The sequence below is a fragment of the Enterococcus wangshanyuanii genome (assembly GCF_002197645.1).
Classification (GTDB): domain Bacteria; phylum Bacillota; class Bacilli; order Lactobacillales; family Enterococcaceae; genus Enterococcus_L; species Enterococcus_L wangshanyuanii.
In genome coordinates this window covers 128,187-146,284 of the sequence record NZ_CP021876.1, presented here as the reverse complement: position 1 = coordinate 146,284, position 18,098 = coordinate 128,187, and the positions used below count along the sequence as shown (strand labels likewise).

Annotated in this window: 12 protein-coding genes and 1 pseudogene; 9 read left to right on the top strand and 4 right to left on the bottom strand. The window is 32.3% G+C overall.

From position 1 onward, the window contains the following. Positions 1-400: 400 nt before the first annotated feature. The 4 genes and pseudogenes from CC204_RS21895 to CC204_RS20150 form a co-directional block, all read right to left on the bottom strand. Positions 401-799, bottom strand: a complete 399-nt coding sequence (locus CC204_RS21895; RefSeq protein WP_088271908.1) for a helix-turn-helix transcriptional regulator — start codon at positions 797-799, stop codon at positions 401-403. 39 nt (positions 800-838) lie between these two features. Continuing rightward, positions 839-955, bottom strand: a pseudogene (locus CC204_RS21890) (HTH domain-containing protein); the annotation flags it as partial. A 331-nt stretch (positions 956-1,286) separates the two neighbouring features. Continuing rightward, on the bottom strand, positions 1,287-2,777 hold the full coding sequence (locus CC204_RS20155; RefSeq protein ID WP_157894343.1) for a helix-turn-helix domain-containing protein: 1,491 nt from the start codon (positions 2,775-2,777) through the stop codon (positions 1,287-1,289). Positions 2,778-3,183: 406 nt separating this feature from the next. Next, on the bottom strand, positions 3,184-4,098 hold the full coding sequence (locus CC204_RS20150; RefSeq protein ID WP_088271906.1) for a helix-turn-helix transcriptional regulator: 915 nt from the start codon (positions 4,096-4,098) through the stop codon (positions 3,184-3,186). A gap of 657 nt (positions 4,099-4,755) precedes the next feature. Here CC204_RS20150 and CC204_RS20145 point away from each other — a divergent pair. The 9 genes from CC204_RS20145 to CC204_RS20105 all read left to right on the top strand — a co-directional run bounded on the left by CC204_RS20145 (position 4,756) and on the right by CC204_RS20105 (position 18,009). Further along, positions 4,756-5,145 carry a GyrI-like domain-containing protein gene (locus tag CC204_RS20145; protein WP_227011284.1) on the top strand — a complete coding sequence of 130 codons (390 nt, stop codon included), beginning with the start codon at positions 4,756-4,758 and terminating at the stop codon, positions 5,143-5,145. A gap of 1,140 nt (positions 5,146-6,285) precedes the next feature. Next, positions 6,286-7,014: a winged helix-turn-helix domain-containing protein gene (locus CC204_RS20140; protein WP_088271905.1), complete on the top strand. Its 729-nt coding sequence runs from the start codon at positions 6,286-6,288 to the stop codon at positions 7,012-7,014. Positions 7,015-7,109: 95 nt separating this feature from the next. Next, the gene (locus CC204_RS20135) at positions 7,110-7,910 is read left to right on the top strand and encodes a signal peptidase I (RefSeq protein ID WP_227011283.1); all 801 of its coding nucleotides are present in this window, start codon (positions 7,110-7,112) and stop codon (positions 7,908-7,910) included. Then, positions 7,907-8,938 carry a BsaA family SipW-dependent biofilm matrix protein gene (locus tag CC204_RS20130; RefSeq protein WP_088271904.1) on the top strand — a complete coding sequence of 344 codons (1,032 nt, stop codon included), beginning with the start codon at positions 7,907-7,909 and terminating at the stop codon, positions 8,936-8,938. Before CC204_RS20135 ends, CC204_RS20130 begins: the two co-directional genes overlap by 4 nt. A gap of 113 nt (positions 8,939-9,051) precedes the next feature. After that, a complete protein-coding gene (locus CC204_RS20125; protein ID WP_088271903.1) occupies positions 9,052-9,756 on the top strand; it encodes a hypothetical protein in 705 nt (234 codons plus the stop codon). Between the two features lie 51 nt (positions 9,757-9,807). Then, positions 9,808-10,695, top strand: coding sequence for a BsaA family SipW-dependent biofilm matrix protein (locus tag CC204_RS20120; RefSeq protein WP_088271902.1), 888 nt, complete (start codon positions 9,808-9,810; stop codon positions 10,693-10,695). Positions 10,696-10,732: 37 nt separating this feature from the next. Continuing rightward, positions 10,733-11,389: a hypothetical protein gene (locus CC204_RS20115; RefSeq protein WP_088271901.1), complete on the top strand. Its 657-nt coding sequence runs from the start codon at positions 10,733-10,735 to the stop codon at positions 11,387-11,389. A gap of 38 nt (positions 11,390-11,427) precedes the next feature. Continuing rightward, on the top strand, positions 11,428-14,802 hold the full coding sequence (locus CC204_RS20110; RefSeq protein ID WP_088271900.1) for a hypothetical protein: 3,375 nt from the start codon (positions 11,428-11,430) through the stop codon (positions 14,800-14,802). 858 nt (positions 14,803-15,660) lie between these two features. Beyond that, entirely contained in the window at positions 15,661-18,009 is a 2,349-nt protein-coding gene (locus CC204_RS20105; RefSeq protein WP_157894342.1) for a BspA family leucine-rich repeat surface protein, read from the top strand. Positions 18,010-18,098 lie beyond the last annotated feature (89 nt).

Genomic DNA, 18,098 nt, shown 5'->3' with positions numbered 1-18,098 from the left:
TTTTAAGTTCAAAGATTTTGATTGCCTCTAGTCAAACTTTATACAAACAATTGTTTTTGGGAAAATAAATTAAAGTTCTTCTTCTAATGTTAAATATTATTTAGAAGTATCTTAATTTTATCCCTGTATGTTGCTTTAATCAGCTCATTATCTATATTTCTAATTATTGTACCAAATCCTAATAGATAATTTGTAAGAAAATCGACTTCCTTTTCATTTATTTTTCCAATAAGATATGCTTTTTTGAAATAAATGTTTGGATATTTATTTCTTTTATAGTGAGAACATTCCTCTAAGGATAACTTTATTTTGAAATTCAATGTGCCATATTTCAATTACTGTTCATATACATGTTTTGCTGTGTCCTTTTTAGAGATTTTAATATTTTTTTCTTCATCAATCATAGTGTTTTTTTTAAGTCACAACGAAATGTTCTGTATGCTGATTTATCAATATCTAAACCAGTGCAGTACCAATAACCGTCCCGTATTGTTAAGTGAATTGGATAGATTTTACGATGGGTAGGTGATTTTCTAGTATAATCAAAAGAAATTACTTTATCTTTGATAATACACGCATACAAATTTTCTAGATTTGATACATCCGTTAGTTGAATATGACCTTCAAAGTTAATGTAATTCATAGAATTAGTTATTTCTCTTTGATCACTGTTAGAAAATGTTTGTAGCAAATTAGTTTCTATATTATTGTATGAACACCCAAAAGGAGAGTTAACTATAGATTTTAACAAATGAAGGCAGAAAAAAATTGTAAAGATTTCTTTTTTACTAAAAAACATTGGAGGTAAAAAATTATTTTGAATAATTCGATATCCTCCATACCTTCCGTTTTCTGCATATAAGGGGACTCCTAGGCTTTCTAATTCAGAAATATCACGTAAAGCTGTGCTTTTAGAAATATTAAACTCTTCAATTAAATCACGTAAGTTAAATTCTTTTTTTCTTGTAAATAGAACATTTCTTGATTAATTCTCTCAGACTTTTTCATTAAATCCTCCAAAGGTGTCTTAAATTGCTACCATGAGTTATATAGTTACTTTTTAGGCGTGAGGCTAGGATAACGGCTGTGGATAAGAGAGCAATCACCATCAACAAGAGTATTGACATTACTGTTTTAGGACCAAGAGTTAATTTAGAGGGATATCCAAATATCCCACACTTCGCTGAATTTAAAAGAGACTGTGTTCAGCGCAAAGTGTGGGATACAGTTAAGAATGAAATGTATTCCTAGTAACCCAACTTATAAATTCGAAAAAAATAAAATATTTATGATTTAGCAGTACGCAAAAAATTATTTATACCATCTAAATCACGTTGTGTTAGATAGCTTTTTGCAAGAACAAAAACTTGAGTGGACTCATTTATTTCAGGTATGATAGATTCTGTATAATTTTCACAGATAATCAAATCAGCTTTTTTTATATCTTCATTTTCTGTTGAAATCGTTAATTTATAATTCAGCGCAGAAATTTGTTTTTTTATAAGTTCCGCCGTATAAAGATTCTCGAGTAACAAAGAAATATTGTAACTGTCATTATAGAAATTAAATTTGAAACCGCCAAGAATTGATTCACTTAGAGATGCAATCAAAAATTTCTCATCTTTAATATTAAAATGTGGGAATTTTGTGTTAGTTATCGTGATTGCTGCAGCTATTTTATTTGCCAGTATCTCTTGTGAACGACTACTTGTGTCAAGTAAAGAAGGTTGGAAATGATCAAGTAAGGAATAAAACATTGATTGATAATGGTAAGAATTCCTATTTGTTTGTAAGAGTAACGTTAAAAGTCTCATCATAAATAAAGGAGAGTCCTTTACTTCCTCTAAAAATTCTGAATTGTCTAGAACTAGTTCAAGTAAATAGTTAGCAACTTGCCATAACTCAGTATCATGAAATTGGTGATACCTGATATATGAATAAACAATTGGTGTATTTGATGATGAAACAAATGTTGTTGTTTCTGCAATTGATGTTTCGTAATTTCCTTCATTGGTAATATGTTTTTCTGGGATAAGAGTTAAAGTCTCGTCAGGATTTTCAATAAAGGTAAGGAAAGAAACAATTTTCATTGGACTGTCACCATATTTTGTAGATAATGAAGAAACAAAATGTTTCCTCCTCCTCCTCTGTTCAATAACAGCAATCCAATATAACCAGCGTTCTTTTTGAACAACAGGAAGACTAAAAAGAATAGCCTTTTCACCAGATTGAACTTTTTCTAAATAATCCTCTCTAGGAATAGTAAACGGCCATTGAATCCCACGATAAACACCCCAAAAAAGTGATAGATAAAAATACCGAATATCTTGTTCGCTACCATAAAGTTCTATAGGTTTTGTGTTTAACTGCAAATTGAATCGTACTAGTTCTGTCTTCAATTCATTTATCTTTCTGTAAAAACTTGCTTCAGACATATCATATGAGTAGGTATATAGATCGATGTCTATTTTTCTTTCATAGAATGCATCTAGTAAGATGTTTCCTTTGAAGGAACGCTCAAATAGAAAAATTGCTAGTTTTGAGAGAGAAAAACTTGCCGTTCGATCTATTGTAGCTTCTTGATTAGCTAAAGCAATATGGGCTTTAATATTGCTTTTTTGAAAAAGTTCATTTGTTTCTGCAATATCTTTTGTTAGAGTTGAAAGAGAAACATCTAGCAGGTTTGTTAACTCACTAATTTTGATTGTAGGAGTGCGGAGGAATTCACCAACCATTCGATAAATTCTAGTATCTTTTTTTTCAAAGAGATATATCATATTAGGAGCTCCTTTCTGTATATAATAACTACTATAGTTGAAAGATTTCATCAATACAAAGTAATTTAAGTTGTTTTCTGCAAAAAAAAAAAAACATATTAATCTGAAAAAATCTATTGTTTTTTTATTTTTTTTTGAATAAATAAGAAAAGTGAAATATAGAATGGTCTTTTCTTGGATTTTTGTTAAAAGAAAATATCATTGTCTTTTGTAAGGGCGTATTAGACAAAAGTCGTGAAAAAAGAAGAAATGTGTATGTTTCATATTCTAAAGTAGATGTTACAATGTAAAATACTGATTTATTAATAGACATGGATATGCGAATTGTAAATAATGATACAAATATTAACACTGTGCAGGTTAATTTATGAGTGTTTAGCAGTAGCCTAATCTATCCTGGAAAAATTCAATATGTTTTTTGTAACTCTTTGATTGCTGCCTTATGTTGTTCTTTCAAGTATTCTGGTGAAATTACTTTTGCTTTATCCCCAAACATTAGTAAGAATGGAACAATATATTGTTGTTGATTCGCACAAAAGGAGACTTCAATGTGATCATCCTTCAACTTGATTTCACTTTCCAGATAATAATCATAGAGCTTACCTAGATCTTCTTTTCGAAAATTTAATGTGATTATTTCGTTAGGAGTTTCTGTGGAAATATTTGGTCGATCAATTGACTTGAATGTTTTTTCCAAGACAGTTAATTTTCGAATCCTAGTTACTTTCAAGTATCTAAAGTCTTGTTGCTTTTCACAATAGGAATAAATATACCAGCTACCATTCATTAGCATTAGTTCATACGGATGGATGGTTTGATTAATTAAAATCCCTTTGTTGCTAACGTAGCCAATGGATATTTTCTTCTTCTTAGTTAACGCAAGATTAATTTGTTTGTTTTTTAGTTTCGTTTCACTTTCAATTTCAGGCCGATGAAGTGTGGGTGAATCGAAAGAAATAAGACGCTCCGGTTTTCTTGCTACAGATGTTGTTCCTTGTAAAAGTTGTAATTTTTCCTTGATTAGGTGTTGGTGGTCATCAAGATCAATGAGGTCTTCCTTCATTTTTAATGCAGTTAAAATATCTTGTTTCTCCTCTTCGCTATATGTGTAGCTCCGAAGCTTAAAGGAACTAATCAAAGAAAACCCACCGTTGCGTCCTTGATGTGAAACAATGGGAAATCCTGACATTTCAATAGTTTCAATATCTCTGAAAATCGTTCTTTTATCCACACTGAATCGTTGCGCAAGTTGCTTAGCAGGAACAACCTCATCTTCTAAAAGTAAAACGATAATAGCAAGAACGCGCTCAATTTTTTTCATAGATATCCCTCCTAGAGTGTCATTATTTTTTTCTGCATAGTCAAATTATAAGACAAAGCATTATTATTGCAAAAGCTAAGCTCTTTACATGGTAATATAAAATAATTGCTCGCTTCGAAACATAGCTAGGTTAGTTCCCTTTTAAGTCTTCTTCAATTTATCCAGTGGAACTTGAACTTTGTTTTCTTTTGAGCCAATTATTTAAGGTTCAGGGGACAAATTAAAGTGTGTAGTTGTTGCAGAACAGATGTCCTTCATTTTTCCTTCGCTCCTTCGTTTTCAAATTGTTTGTAAAAAATAGTCTATCATTCAAAAGATGACAACTGTATGTCGTCTTTTGATCTGGTTTCTTGATGAATAAGTTGCGCTCTTAAGTTCTAAAGGATGAACTAGAATATAAGAATTTGCACAGAAGTATTTGACCAAAAATGTCTTTTTCAAGAAATCATCAAGAAATCATAAGGGAAAGTTAATAAAGGTGTCACTAAGGTAGTAATAAAATAAACTGTAAGACACTCTGTTTTCGAATATTGGATTCCATTTTGACAATTGACAACACTTCATTTTTTTACTAGTAGTTTTTTTAAAATAATGACATACTGTTGTCAGTATTTATTTGTTATTCTACTAACATCAAGTGAAATGGAGATGATATATTTGGAAAAAAAGATGAAACAAATGACTATTCATGGAGAAAAGATTCGCACGAACAATCAAAATTTGGAAGACATTGCTAAACTATGGGGGAAAGTTCCTTCGTTAGGCTTTGAAGGAGATATCTTTGCAGTATACTCAAACTATGAGAGTGACCACACTGGGAATTTTGATCTATTGGTGGGAACAGTTACTGATGGCTCTAAAGAATCAGTAACTGTTGTAGCTGGAAATTACATTGTAGTTAATGTGAAAGAAAGGACACCAGAAGCTGTTGGAGATAGTTGGAATCAGATTTGGGCCAATGAAGAGATTCAAGGAAAGAGAACGTATATCACTGACTTTGAACATTATAAAACTGATGGAAGTATCCAAATTTATTTGTCTATTTAATTTGTTTGAGTTTCCTATGTACTTCAGATGAAGCTAAAAGATGAGTTTGGTGTTGTTCTAATATCTAAAACATACCAGAATCAGGAATAAGTTTTACTATATTTTGATCCTATTTTGTCAAGATTTAAATACTGTAAAAGAATATCTAAATAACTGCCGTGAAATCAAAGAGCTATTTTCTCAAACTCTTTAATTTTCGGCAGTTATTTTGCTTAACAAGTCGTAAGTTTTTGTTGTTACGGGTTTGTCAATATAAGTGCAATTCTATTTTTCACAAAATACTTATTGAAATTAATTTTCTATATTATTGATACTTTAAAAATTTTAAGTATGTGATCCATTGGTGATAGACTCTCTACAAAAAAATAGAGATATGGTGTCAAATTATTAATACTGCTATGAAATGATTTTATCTCTGCATTGTCGTAAGGTCTCCTTTTCTGCTAAGAGATTTTACGAGTTACCCTCTCAAAATAACTTAAACGGGAAGTTCAAATAATTAACAGACTCTAAAAACATTTATGTTGTTTGATAGATAGTGAGTCGTATCAAGAAGTAGATCATCTTTTATTTTTTTGCGAGAATGGTTAGTACCTTTTTAGGATGTCATTGTTTTCCTTACAAAAGAACTCTTCACTATAAGAAGGTACCATCCTATCCCTATGACTTCTTTTTTACTTCGTATAAAAAGAGACACTGCTATTCTAAAGTGAGACAATTGACAATTTTCTTATCAATTAAACAGACATATCTATATTTGTTTAATATAAAATGTATATTTTATTGTTATATTTCATATAATTTTCTTTTGAACACAAAAAAAGAAAGCGCTATTCTTATTTTTTTTGCGATTTTTCTATAAAAATACGAAAAAAATAGAAGGTCAGGAAAATATAACTTGCTAAAAGTTTTTTATTTAGGACTTTCCAAGTGTTTTTGGAATCGATAGAGTCAAAAAAAAGTCTCTTTTTTTTTTTTTATTTGATGAAAAACAGTCGTTTTTTTTATATTATTCATTGGTAGGGTTGATACAGTTTCTTACTTGAAATTGCAATAAGCGCTCAGGAGAAGCATTCATTTGGAAGTAGTTTAGTAGTGCGTATTAAAAGTACATATAATTAGGAAAGGAATGTAGAAAATATGAATAAAATTGGAATGATATATCTGGATGAACTGGATAAATCAGATAAGATGGATATTTTTGACAGAAATGTGTGTGAAGTTGTAGAAATTCCTCTACATGAAGTAGATGAATATGCAAGTATTGTTGATGGTATAGTCATTTGTGATAGAACAAGTGATTCCAAAGCAGGTATATGTAATATAGTTATTCGAATTAAAGAATCCGGTATATCATTGCCCATTTGGATTCTATCAAGAGATATGGAAAGTTCTGATCGAATATTACTTCTGAATTTAGGAGCAAGTGGTGTTTTCGGTGAAGATAAGCAGTGCTTGGAGATTCGGTTAACGATTCAAAATACTCTTATTTCAAGGCAGGAATTAAGAAAAGAATCTCCTGAACGAAAAAAATGTGTCCAAAATGAAGTAAGTTCAGATGAGAAGTACATAATTGATGAAGGTAATCGAAGTATAATATTTCCAGGATATGATGAAATTTTACTGACAGCATTAGAGTATCGCATAGTTAGTCTGTTACATAAAAATAAAGGAAATACGGTGCCCTATAACCAGATTTTTACAGCAGTCTGGGGAGCGAGAGCAGATGAGGATGCTTCTTTCGTTAGAGCTCGAATTGCGAATTTGATTCATCATATTCGTAAGAAATACAGTACTAGAGATTTACCTATATTCTTTGACTTAAAAACGATAAGATCAAAAGGGTATATTTTTGTAGAATACTTATAGATTTATTTTTTTAGGATACCGTAGTAAATATAGTAGAGATTGAAGTATTGTAAGACTAATTTGTTTTTGGAAATATATAAAGATGAAGTAGATAAGTGAATAGAAATGAGATGAGATATGTTTTGTCAAAAGTACAGGGCAAAAAAAATCAATCAGCTTCCAAAGAGAAAAACACAACAAAGAAGAGGAGACCTAAGAAAAAGGCAAGTAGTAAAAAAAGAATAGTGAAAAAGGTATCTAAACAACAAAAAATAGTACGATTCTTTTTTAATCTACTTTTCTATGTGGTCACTATTGGTTTTATTTTAGGCTCAGGATTGTTTGTATTGGCACAAAGAAATGATCAATCTTTAAATGGCTACCGTATTTTCGGTGTGTTGTCTAATTCGATGGTTTCTCCCGGAAATAAGATTAAACCAGGTGGTTTTAGAGCAGGAGATATCTTAACTATCAAAGAAACTCCTGTAAATGAAATAAAGGCAGGTGATGTGATTACATATCATCCATCATCTAATCCAGCAAATAAGAGTACTAACTATTTAACACACAGAGTAGTCAAAGTGCTGGATAAACTTGGTGACGAAGAAGGAACGTTTTTTGTAACACGAGGGGATGCTAATAAAACAGATGACATGCCAATTGCAGCTTCGCAGCTTGTTGGAAAAGTAACGTTTTCAATACCGAAATTTGGTGGAATACTAGCGTTTATAAAAGAGAATAAGCTATTGTCACTAATGTTTGTTAGTTGTATATGGGGATTCATATTTGTTATGCGCGTCTACATTTTTAGTGATAGTGCTAAAAGGACAAACAGGAAAAGAATTCAGAGAAGAGATATTACTCCCAAAAAAAGGGTTAATATAAATAAGAAAAATCTTAGGAGGACACAAAAATGATAGTAAAAAAGAACAAGAAAAAATGGTTAGTTGCTGCGAGTACTTTTGCAGCTATGGCAGCTTTATTAGGAACATTCGCATGGTTTACAAGTCAAGATAGCGCGACTAACCATTTTGAAGGAGAAATTGCAGGAAATGACACAGAGATACTGGAGACATTTACACCACCGAAAGATTGGAAACCAGGTCAAGATATAAACAAAGATGTAGCTGTATTAAACTCTGGAAACTACGATTCTATGATTCGTGTCTCGTTTCAAGAACTTGTAACTAAATTAAATGATGCTTCAGCAAAATTGAGTGCAGATGGCACAATTTTAAACGGGAAAACAGAAGAACAAACTTATCTTTTCAAGCTGAACGATTCAACAACTGCGACAGGAACTTGGGTTGATTCAAAAATTACACCTGAAAAAACGATTTCTGTGACTGGTGGAGACTACGCAGGAAACTATACACTAAAAGCAAAAGAACAAGCAGTAACGACAGAAGCAGGTACAACTTTTAAATATGTGTCTTATTGGGATAATGGTACTTCAAAATACTATGCAAAAGTTGGTTCATATAGTCGGAACGATGCTACCAATGAAATTACACCGTCTACTGCAGAGTTTAAATATGTAGATTTAGCATCTACTCAAACACCTGCAGATTGGACAAACCCGCTTTACCAACCAACAATTTCAATTGATGCGAATGGTAAAGCAACAATTGATGCAAATAGTGATTCAAAAATTAAGTTGCACTTTGTAAATTTATCTGAAACTCCAACGCCAAACAAGTGGTATTTCAACAAAGCTGATGCAACTTTCTATTATGTTGGAATTGTTAAAGCACAAGCCCAAACTGCTCAATTATTGGATTCTGTTCAATTAGATAGTTCAGCGGGTATGGAGTATAGCAAGCTAAAATTTGATTTAGTTGTTAATGCTAAAGGTATCCAAGCAGCTAAAGAAGCTGTTAATAGTACAGACTGGGTTAACAATACTAACACGGAATTAAAAACTGCGTTAGAAGGTCTATATTAAGATAGTATCAAAAATCGAGATTTAAATTACAGGAAATAGAGACAGTGATGGTTGGTGATATGCTAGAAAATATCGTTCTCACTAACCATTGTGTTTCTTTTTGGAGGATACAAATGAAGAAAAAATATAAATTATGTCTATTCTTTCTAGTTGTTTTATTCTTTAATATATGTCCGGTGATGTCACAAGCGCAAGAGTTACCTTCTGGAATGGTTGTTGGTGACGATAAAGGTATTTCAGTTCGAAAGGATGGAAGATACTTAGTTCAGGTCAATGATGTATTACCTGGGAAAAAGTGGCATACTACAATTTCAATGATGAATATGGAAAAAGATATTCCATACAAACTTAGCATGCTTATCTCCTCACCAAGAGTAACTGGTATTTTAGATTTATCTGAGGCTATTCAGATGAAAATAACTTACCAATCAAAATTAGTATATGAAGGACCGGTATCAGGCATAACCAAAGAACGAAATTTACAAAATGCACCGTTAGACTTAGGTGTTTTTAAGGCTGGTGATAGTCGTGCTATGGAAGTAGATTTTTGGATATCTGGAGAATACACGAATAAAGATTTCTCAAAAAAGAATGTTATGGAAAATGATTGGATATTTTATGCAGTAAAAGCTAAGGCATCCACAAATGTTCCAAAAGATTCAAATAATTCCTCAAAAATTCTAGGGCTCCTACCAAAAACTGGTGAAGAATGGCGTCAAGCAATTCTCTATACATGTTTAGGACTATTCTTCTTATTATTAATTTTGTTAGTGTGGAAATCAGATAGAAAGAAGATTGTAGATAAGTTAAACAAATAATTGAAATCTATTTTCTAAAATGACGAAATAGTAAGAAAGGAATATCAAGACATGTCAAAAAAGAGAAGTATGGACTTAAAAAAAAAGAATAGAAAAAAAAAATCCTCTAAGAGTAGTGTATGGAATTCTAGGAGAATGAAGTTTTTCATAACTTTCGCAATGTTCTGTTTCGTGATTTTAGGAAGTACATATGCATGGTTTATTTCCGTTGATTCTAAAGAAAATAGATTTGAAGGGACTAGATTATTAGCAGAAATTACAGAAGTTTTTACTCCTCAAAGTAATTGGCAACCAGGTGAGGAAACATCCAAAATTGTTAGTGTAACAAATACAGGTGAAACACCTGCGCTTGTTCGAATATCATTGTATGAGTTTTTATTAACTTTCCAAGTAGATATGACAGATCGTGTAGGAAACGGCAATCTTAAAGAGTCAAATACAATAGTTGATCCTAGAGTAGATGTTAATGATACAGATACTTGGAAGCTTGCAAGTAATGATGGTGGAACATACACAAAAGATGGAAAACATTATTTGGCATCAGCAGCAATTGTTTCTGATCCTAAAAACGGAACAGATATGTATGAATATAATAGTTCTACTCGTCCTGATACGCCACTTAAATTTCTCTCTATGAATTTTTCTTCTGCATTTAAAGAGACTGCACCATCTGATGGGATGAGAAAATATTGGCTGTATGAAAACGGATATTTTTACTATTCTGAAGTGTTACAACCAGGAGAGGAAAGCGAACCATTAATTAATAGTGTTACTTTGTCAAGCTTGTTACCTAACAAATACAAAAGCTCTCTATACAAGTTAAAAGTTTTTATGGATGCACATGATACAACATCCGTACTTTTTAGTTCTTGGGGTGTAGAAAACAACAGTGATGTATACAAGATGTTAGAGAATGCTATTGATGTGGGTGCCAAGTAGAATAATTATAGCGCATTGAAAGGGGGATTTTAAAGGAATGTTCGGAAAACTAGTATCCTCAAAGCAAAAAGTGTTGAAATTTGTTTGTTTGGGAATCAGTATGTTTGTGTTGATGCTTGCACTATTTTATGGAGTTAGAGCAACATATTCTGCATTAACAGATCATGATCAGAAGCAGAATGATTTCCAAATAGGAAACTTAAAATCTTCAATAGAAGAAGACTTTACACCACCGAGTTCGTTTGAACCAGATATAGACTATACAAAGCGAGTTTCTATAAAGAATACAGGAGGGTTGGAAAGTTTCATTCGAGTTTTGGCAACCCCAGTCATTACGGTAGAAACAGATGAAGGGGTTGATGCATTATTACCAGCTACTACGAATGGAGATAAAGCAGTTTTAACTGTAGATTACAATTTAACTGAGTGGATAGATGGGAAAGACGGCTATTTTTATTATAAGAAGAAACTGATGCAAAATGAAGATACAGCACCACTCTTTTCAAAAGTAAGGATGAACAAAGAGAACATCTCTGATGAGTACAAGAGTGCTAAAATGACTTTTGAAATTAAAGTGGAAGGAATTCATACAACGAAGTTTGCGTATCGTGATGCTTGGTGGAATAGTGAAATACCAATTTTGGAATCGCCGTTATACAAGGTAGATGAAGTATTAAGTTCACAAACAACATGACAAGTGACTAGTTGTAAAAAAATAAGGATGGGAAATATATGAGTGATAGATTATTGAATTCTACTTGTAAGAAAATGTTCGAAATATTTTTTATTGCGTGTAGTCTTCTTCTTGCATTTTTTTTAAATAGTAAATTAGTTGACGCTGTAGGAGATATAAATACGGATATTAGTGTTAGCAGTTTTCAATCTGAAATTCTTTCAGGTCAAACTGGGACATTTTCAATTGAATTAAAAGCAACAGGGAGCCGACAAACATATACAGATGCAAAGATGAGAATAAAGCTCCCTGAGGAAGGAGTATTTCAACAATCTTTAGAGGAATTAAAGATAGATGGTGTTACTCCTGCATACGATTCAGTTCAGAAACAATTGACCTACGCTTTTCCTAATTTTAAAGCAGGAAAAACATACAAGACAGTATTGAAAATTGTAACTACAAATGGAGAGACAAAAAATGGGAGTGAGATTCCTGTTCAAGCTTTTTTTGAATCGAAAGAAATAAATATGAGTGACATGGCAAAAGTAAAAATTAAAAGCACTATAAACATGTCTATGTCGAAAATTTATGATGGCTCACAAGATCGATCTGCAGGATTAGCACCAATGCCAGGTGATACTATCAATTGGAAAATAAAATCCACTGTTAATAGTAGTAATACAGGGTTAATTTTCTTAAAAGAAGGTAGTCCTATTAAAATAACTGATAAGATTGTAAATTCTAATCTTGAATATGTAGGTAACTCTTTAGGTGTAGAACCAATAGTCGAAAAGCAAATAGATGGATCAACACATTATTCATGGATATTTCCTGCTCCATCCATTGAGGAGCAAAAAAAATCTATTGAAGAAGGGAAAACGATTTTCGATATTGAGTTTCAAGTGTATACAAAAATTGCTAAAGGAGTTAAAGATAGGACGGTTCTGTCTAATCAATATTTTATGAGCTCTTTTGGGACAGATGATGTATCCGCTTCGTCTGACACAAAGGAGGGGATTGTTAGGACTGGAACTTCAGAATATAAATTTCCTTCATCAAATGGAAATTTTATAAGTTCTGTGTACAGGGGCCCAGGAAATAACAAGGGTGGTCTAGGTAGTAGTGTGAACCCTAATATCACTACGACAGATGGTGCGGATCTATTGTTCGTAAACCAGGTGTCTTTAGTAGGAGGAAAAGCATACAATGACCCTGGTCGTTTGTCTGCTAGGCGTTGGGACTATGAAGCAATGTATCGAAATCGAGTAGAATTTGATTATATTGGGGTGAATGAAGTAGTGGACCCAAATCTCATATTGAGTAGTATTAGAATATATAAGCCAACACAATATGTACTATATGGTGTTCCAGTAACACCATTTGATTCAATACCCAGAATTAGCATCAAATTTGAAATAAATTCACCTAACAATTTTCGAAAGCTACAATTGACAGATGAACAAACAACAAAAATTTTATTAGATGATACAATATTGTTAGGTAGAAAAGATTTAATGTTGAGTGAAAATGAGCGAGTGTTGTCTTATGAAGTGTTATATCAATATGATGATAATAAAAATACTGCAAATACTAATTTGCAAGGTACCAGAATGCCAGTAGACACTTTTCTAGGAGTATATTCTAATTATCGAGTTAAACAGGGTGCTACTGGTACCCTAGCAAATAGAACATTCTATAGAGGTAAAATTCACGGAGAAACTAAAGAATATTATAGATATGGTGAAAATCATCAATCGCCTACAGACTGGTTAGGTCCTAGAACTGTAAATATTGAAGCAACAACCAATATGGCTCCAATTGTTAAAGCAAGTGTAGAGTTTTTGGATCATTCTGGAGATGCTGTTTTAGTAGGAGAAAATAAGTTGAAAGCTACTTTACGTAATGACTACAGTTCAAATGTAGACCTTCAAGAACCTATAGAATCCTATATATTATTGCCTAAAGGTATTCAAATGAATATGGGTGCCAAACCAATTTTTACTGATAGTTTGGGTTTGAAATCAGATGAAGATGATAGTTCAGCAAATGGTGATTTTGAAGTTGTAACAGACAATTACAATGGGACAGAGCAACAACTCATCAAGGTTCATTGGAATGATAAAAGAGTGTTTGCAAATTCTAGCGTATCAGTAGAATTTGCAATTAATGTTAGTGATAAAGCGGGACCTAAGTTAAGACCAACAGTATTTGGTTTTGCTAAGAATAATAAGTTTTCCGCAGTACCAGGTACTGGAATAATTACTGACACGATAGTTGAGAATGACCAAAGTGATATAAATGGAGATGGTGATACGACACAACAGTATTTTAAATCGTCTAACAACTATCAACTATTAAAAAGAACAGGAGTATCTGTGGAAAAATTTGTAAAAAAAGAAGCAGATGCAAATTATAAAAACAAAGTTTCAATTAGTTCTACAGAAAAACTTTCGTTTCAATTAAAAGTTACTAATCCACTAAAAGATACTATAGATAATTTTGTGTTAATGGATGTTTTCCCGTCAATAGATGATTCTGGGATCACAGATAATGTTGCAAGAGGAAGTCAAGCAAATCTTCACCTCCTGGATAAAATTGTTTTAAATGACGAGTGGGCGAGCAAATTTGATGTTATGTACAGCACATCAGAAAACCCGAAGCGAGATGATTTAATTCAAAAAGTTAATTACCCATCGACGACTCAAAAGATTACAAATCCTGCCAATTCATCTTCCCCAATTTGGTTGTCAGCAAGTGAAGTTCAAAAATGGAGTGATATTAGAAGCTTTAAAATTTCATTAAAGGAATCTGAAATTCTAGAAGACTTAGAAACATTCACTGTAGAATTTGATATGAAAGCAGATGAAAATATTGATTTTAAGACTGAGAAAGTCATGTATAATTCTTTTGCTGTAGCATCGAATGATCTACAGGTAGTAGAATCACCAGCTGTGGAAATAAAGGTTAAAAAAGACATTAATAAGATAAATATTAGACAAACAGTTTTAAATCCAAATGAAGATGTTGTGATTCCATCAATGGGATTTCATGTGTTAGAAGGAAATGAACTGTCTATGGAACGCCCATTAACATCAAAGAGTACGACGATAGACGATGAGCAACATATTACTTCTGATTTATTTAAAAAATATATAATTTTTGAAGATACTAACTTAGTGTTAAAAACAAGAGTTCCCGAATATTATAAATTTGTGGGTTATATTCTAACAATCGATGAGAAGAATTTAGGTGAAGATCATTCAAGTAAAAATAAAGAAAGCATCAAACTAGATAATGAAGTTCCTGTAGATTTTGATAACTCTGACGAATGCTGGATAACTGTATTTATCACTCCAAACATTGATGGAGACGATAGTCCAAAACCGTATAGTTGGGACTATAAAACTAATTTATTTGGAAAAAAAGCTAAATAGAAAAGTATAGTAATTTTTGGTTTACCTATAAGAGAGGAAGAACTTGATTGCTCTTATGGGTAAACTGTAACGATACAAAGTAAAAAATGCATTGTTGAAAAATCAGATGAATACTTTTTTGATGTAAGCTGTAGTTTCAAATACTTATGATGGAATTAGCAAAATCAATCACGATAAATCAAACTTTTTAACAGACTACTCGATGTAGAGAAAATAATTCAATACTATAAGAAGACATTGTCTTGCCCCTAATAGATTTACAGTTGTTTCGCATAAAGTATATACGAGAATGTTTCATTCTAAATGAGCGTATAAACGGAGTATTGTCAATGTAAAATGGGAAATTTGTAGATTCCTTATATATTTAACGGGTATAAGTATATAAATTGGGGATGAACGAGATATTTTCAGAATATAATTCATATTATTCGATTTTAAAGAAAACGCTATTATTATTTTTTTTTTTTATTTTTTCAAATAAATACGAAGGTTAATTGTTTTTAGGTGTGTATAAATTTCTTTAAGATTGTTTTAGATTACTTTTTAGTTCGTATATTTTCTAATGGAATTAAAAAAAAATATTTTTTTTTCATTTTTTTTGATGAAAAACAGCTATTATTTTTGTATTATTTATTGGTATCGTTGCTGTTGTTGCTTTCTTGTAGCAGTAATAAGTTATCAAGAAAAGCATTCAGTTGGAGGCAGTTAGGTATGAATATTAATTAGGAAAGAGAGGTAGAAATTGTGAATAAACAGGTAGTAAAAAAGAAGAATATAGAAGGTGTCTAAACATAATATTGTTCTTAAAGCCGATTGTTGTTGCCTTTTTTGTAGGACAGTTTAAATAGTACATAGATATTGATCAGTAGTGACAATGGAAATACAACTTATAGTGAGGAGAAATATATGAAGTATAATCGAGTGTTAACGAAAGTTAGTGTGATGGTTTTGGTGCTTTCTGGAATGAGTCCTAGTTATACTGTATTTGCGACATCTGACAATGTAAACGATAATGACTTAGCTCAAGTAGAGTTGACAGATGACTCTGAGAATGATGATAGTATTCCTTTAGAAGATAGTACGGACTCGAATGTAAGTGAAGATCTTACGGCAAGTGGTGAAGGAAACGACTATGAACTTCCCTCTATAGAGGCCCAATCTTCTCCTATTGAATTAGAAGCAGCAACTGACAGCGTAGCTGATGAAACAGGAATTCTGGCTCAATCAGATAGTTTGAGTAGTGGAACATACGGAACTAGTGAATGGACATACAATTCTGATACACAAACAATGGTAATTGGTACTGGTGAGTGGGGAATACTGAGTTTGCGACCTTGGGCACAGGAAGAGATTAGAAAGAGTATAAAAAAAATTGAAGTAACTGGAGAGGTAATACTGCCTTCAAACTCAACAGGTCTTTTTGATGGTATGAGCAATCTGGAAGAAATAAGTGGAACTTACTTTTTCAATACGTCTAATGTTACCCAGATGAGGTTTATGTTTAGGAATACTAGTAACTTGACAAGTTTAGATGTGAGCAATTGGGATACATCTAATGTTGTTGACATGTTTGGCATGTTTGATGCAGTTAAAGTCACAGAGCTGAACGTAAGTAACTGGAACACATCTAAAGTTACAGATATGAGCAACATGTTTGCTGGAGCGGATAATTTAGCAAATTTGGATGTGAGTAATTGGGATATGTCTAATGTCGTAAATACGTCGAGCATGTTTTATAATGCTAGCAACTTAGTAAGTTTGGATGTAAGTAATTGGAATACATCTAAGGTCATTACTATGTGGAACATGTTTTTTAGAGCTAGCAACTTGACAAATTTAGATGTGAGTAATTGGGACACATCCAATGTTTCAAATATGGAGAGCATGTTTTCTGGAGCAGCTAGCTTAGCAAATTTGGATGTAAGTAATTGGAATACATCTAAGGTTACTAGAATGAGGACTTTGTTTTATGGTACCAGAAACTTAACAAGTTTGGATATAAGTAACTGGAATATGTCCAATGTATCATCGAACGACAGCATGTTTTCTAGTTCTGGGTTGCGAGAAATAGCGTTGGGTTCAAATGTTTTTTTAACTTCAAGTATGCAGTTGAATTCTCCACCTTCTGATTCTTTATATACAGGTAATTGGCAAGCTGTTGAGAACGGGACAACAAATAAACCAAAAGGGCATACATATACTACAGCAGAACTGATATCGCTATACCCTAAACATGAGCTCAATAATTTAGTAGAAACTTATGTTTGGGAAATAAAAGGAACAAACCAAATAAACGTCCACGATTCTACGATTAATGTAGGAGACGAGTGGACAGCAGAAAATAATTTTGATGATGCATATGATAAGTATGGAGACACAATCCCATTCGATCAACTAACGGTAGATGCGTCAAAAGTAGATATTAAGAAAGCGGGCGTTTACGAGGTATCTTATACGTTTGAAGATACTACGGCTGTAGCAATAGTAACTGTAGAAAGAAAAGAATACGCAGTTGAAGTAAATGTACATGATTCTACGATTAACGTAGGAGATGAGTGGATAGCAGAAAATAATTTTGATGATGCATACGATAGATATGGAGACGCAGTCCCATTCGATCAACTAACGGTAGATGCGTCAAGAGTAGATGTTAAGAAAGCGGGCGTTTACGAGGTATCTTATACGTTTGAAGATACCACGGCTGTAGCGACAGTAACAGTAGAAAGAAAAGAATACGCAGTTGAAGTAAATGTACATGATTCTACGATTAACGTAGGAGATGAGTGGACAGCAGAAAATAATTTGGATGATGCATACGATAAGTATGGAGATACAGTCCCATTCGATCAACTAACGGTAGATGCGTCAAAAGTAGATGTTAAGAAAGCGGGCGTTTACGAGGTATCTTATACGTTTGAAGATACTACGGCTATAGCAACAATAACAGTAAAAGGGAAAAAAGCTCCAATAAAAGAATCTCCAACATCTGAGGGTAGTCTAACTGTTGAAAAGAACGTGAAACCAGGTAGTCCTCAATTTACAACAAATGCTAAAAAGCATAGGCTTGAAAATGCACAATCTAATCTACCTTCAGCTGGAGAAAACAAGACACTTTTTATACATATGATTGGTATTCTTCTGTTAGATATTGGACTACTCATGGTTGCGATTAAAAGAAAAGATTCAACTTCAGAGAATATTAAATAGTGAATATATTCTTTCAAAAATTAATGAAGTAGAGTAGTAGATGCAAGATAGTTGTTTAAATTAAAAAAAGAAAGTTATCTTAGATACTA

Excerpts from the sequence above, each read along its gene's own strand:
- CC204_RS21895 (WP_088271908.1), bottom strand. The coding sequence starts at position 799 with ATGTTTTTTAGTAAAAAAGAAATCTTTACAATTTTTTTCTGCCTTCAT.
- CC204_RS20155 (WP_157894343.1), bottom strand. The coding sequence starts at position 2,777 with ATGATATATCTCTTTGAAAAAAAAGATACTAGAATTTATCGAATGGTT.
- CC204_RS20150 (WP_088271906.1), bottom strand. The coding sequence starts at position 4,098 with ATGAAAAAAATTGAGCGCGTTCTTGCTATTATCGTTTTACTTTTAGAA.
- CC204_RS20140 (WP_088271905.1), top strand. The coding sequence starts at position 6,286 with ATGAATAAAATTGGAATGATATATCTGGATGAACTGGATAAATCAGAT.
- CC204_RS20130 (WP_088271904.1), top strand. The coding sequence starts at position 7,907 with ATGATAGTAAAAAAGAACAAGAAAAAATGGTTAGTTGCTGCGAGTACT.
- CC204_RS20125 (WP_088271903.1), top strand. The coding sequence starts at position 9,052 with ATGAAGAAAAAATATAAATTATGTCTATTCTTTCTAGTTGTTTTATTC.
- CC204_RS20120 (WP_088271902.1), top strand. The coding sequence starts at position 9,808 with ATGTCAAAAAAGAGAAGTATGGACTTAAAAAAAAAGAATAGAAAAAAA.
- CC204_RS20115 (WP_088271901.1), top strand. The coding sequence starts at position 10,733 with ATGTTCGGAAAACTAGTATCCTCAAAGCAAAAAGTGTTGAAATTTGTT.
- CC204_RS20110 (WP_088271900.1), top strand. The coding sequence starts at position 11,428 with ATGAGTGATAGATTATTGAATTCTACTTGTAAGAAAATGTTCGAAATA.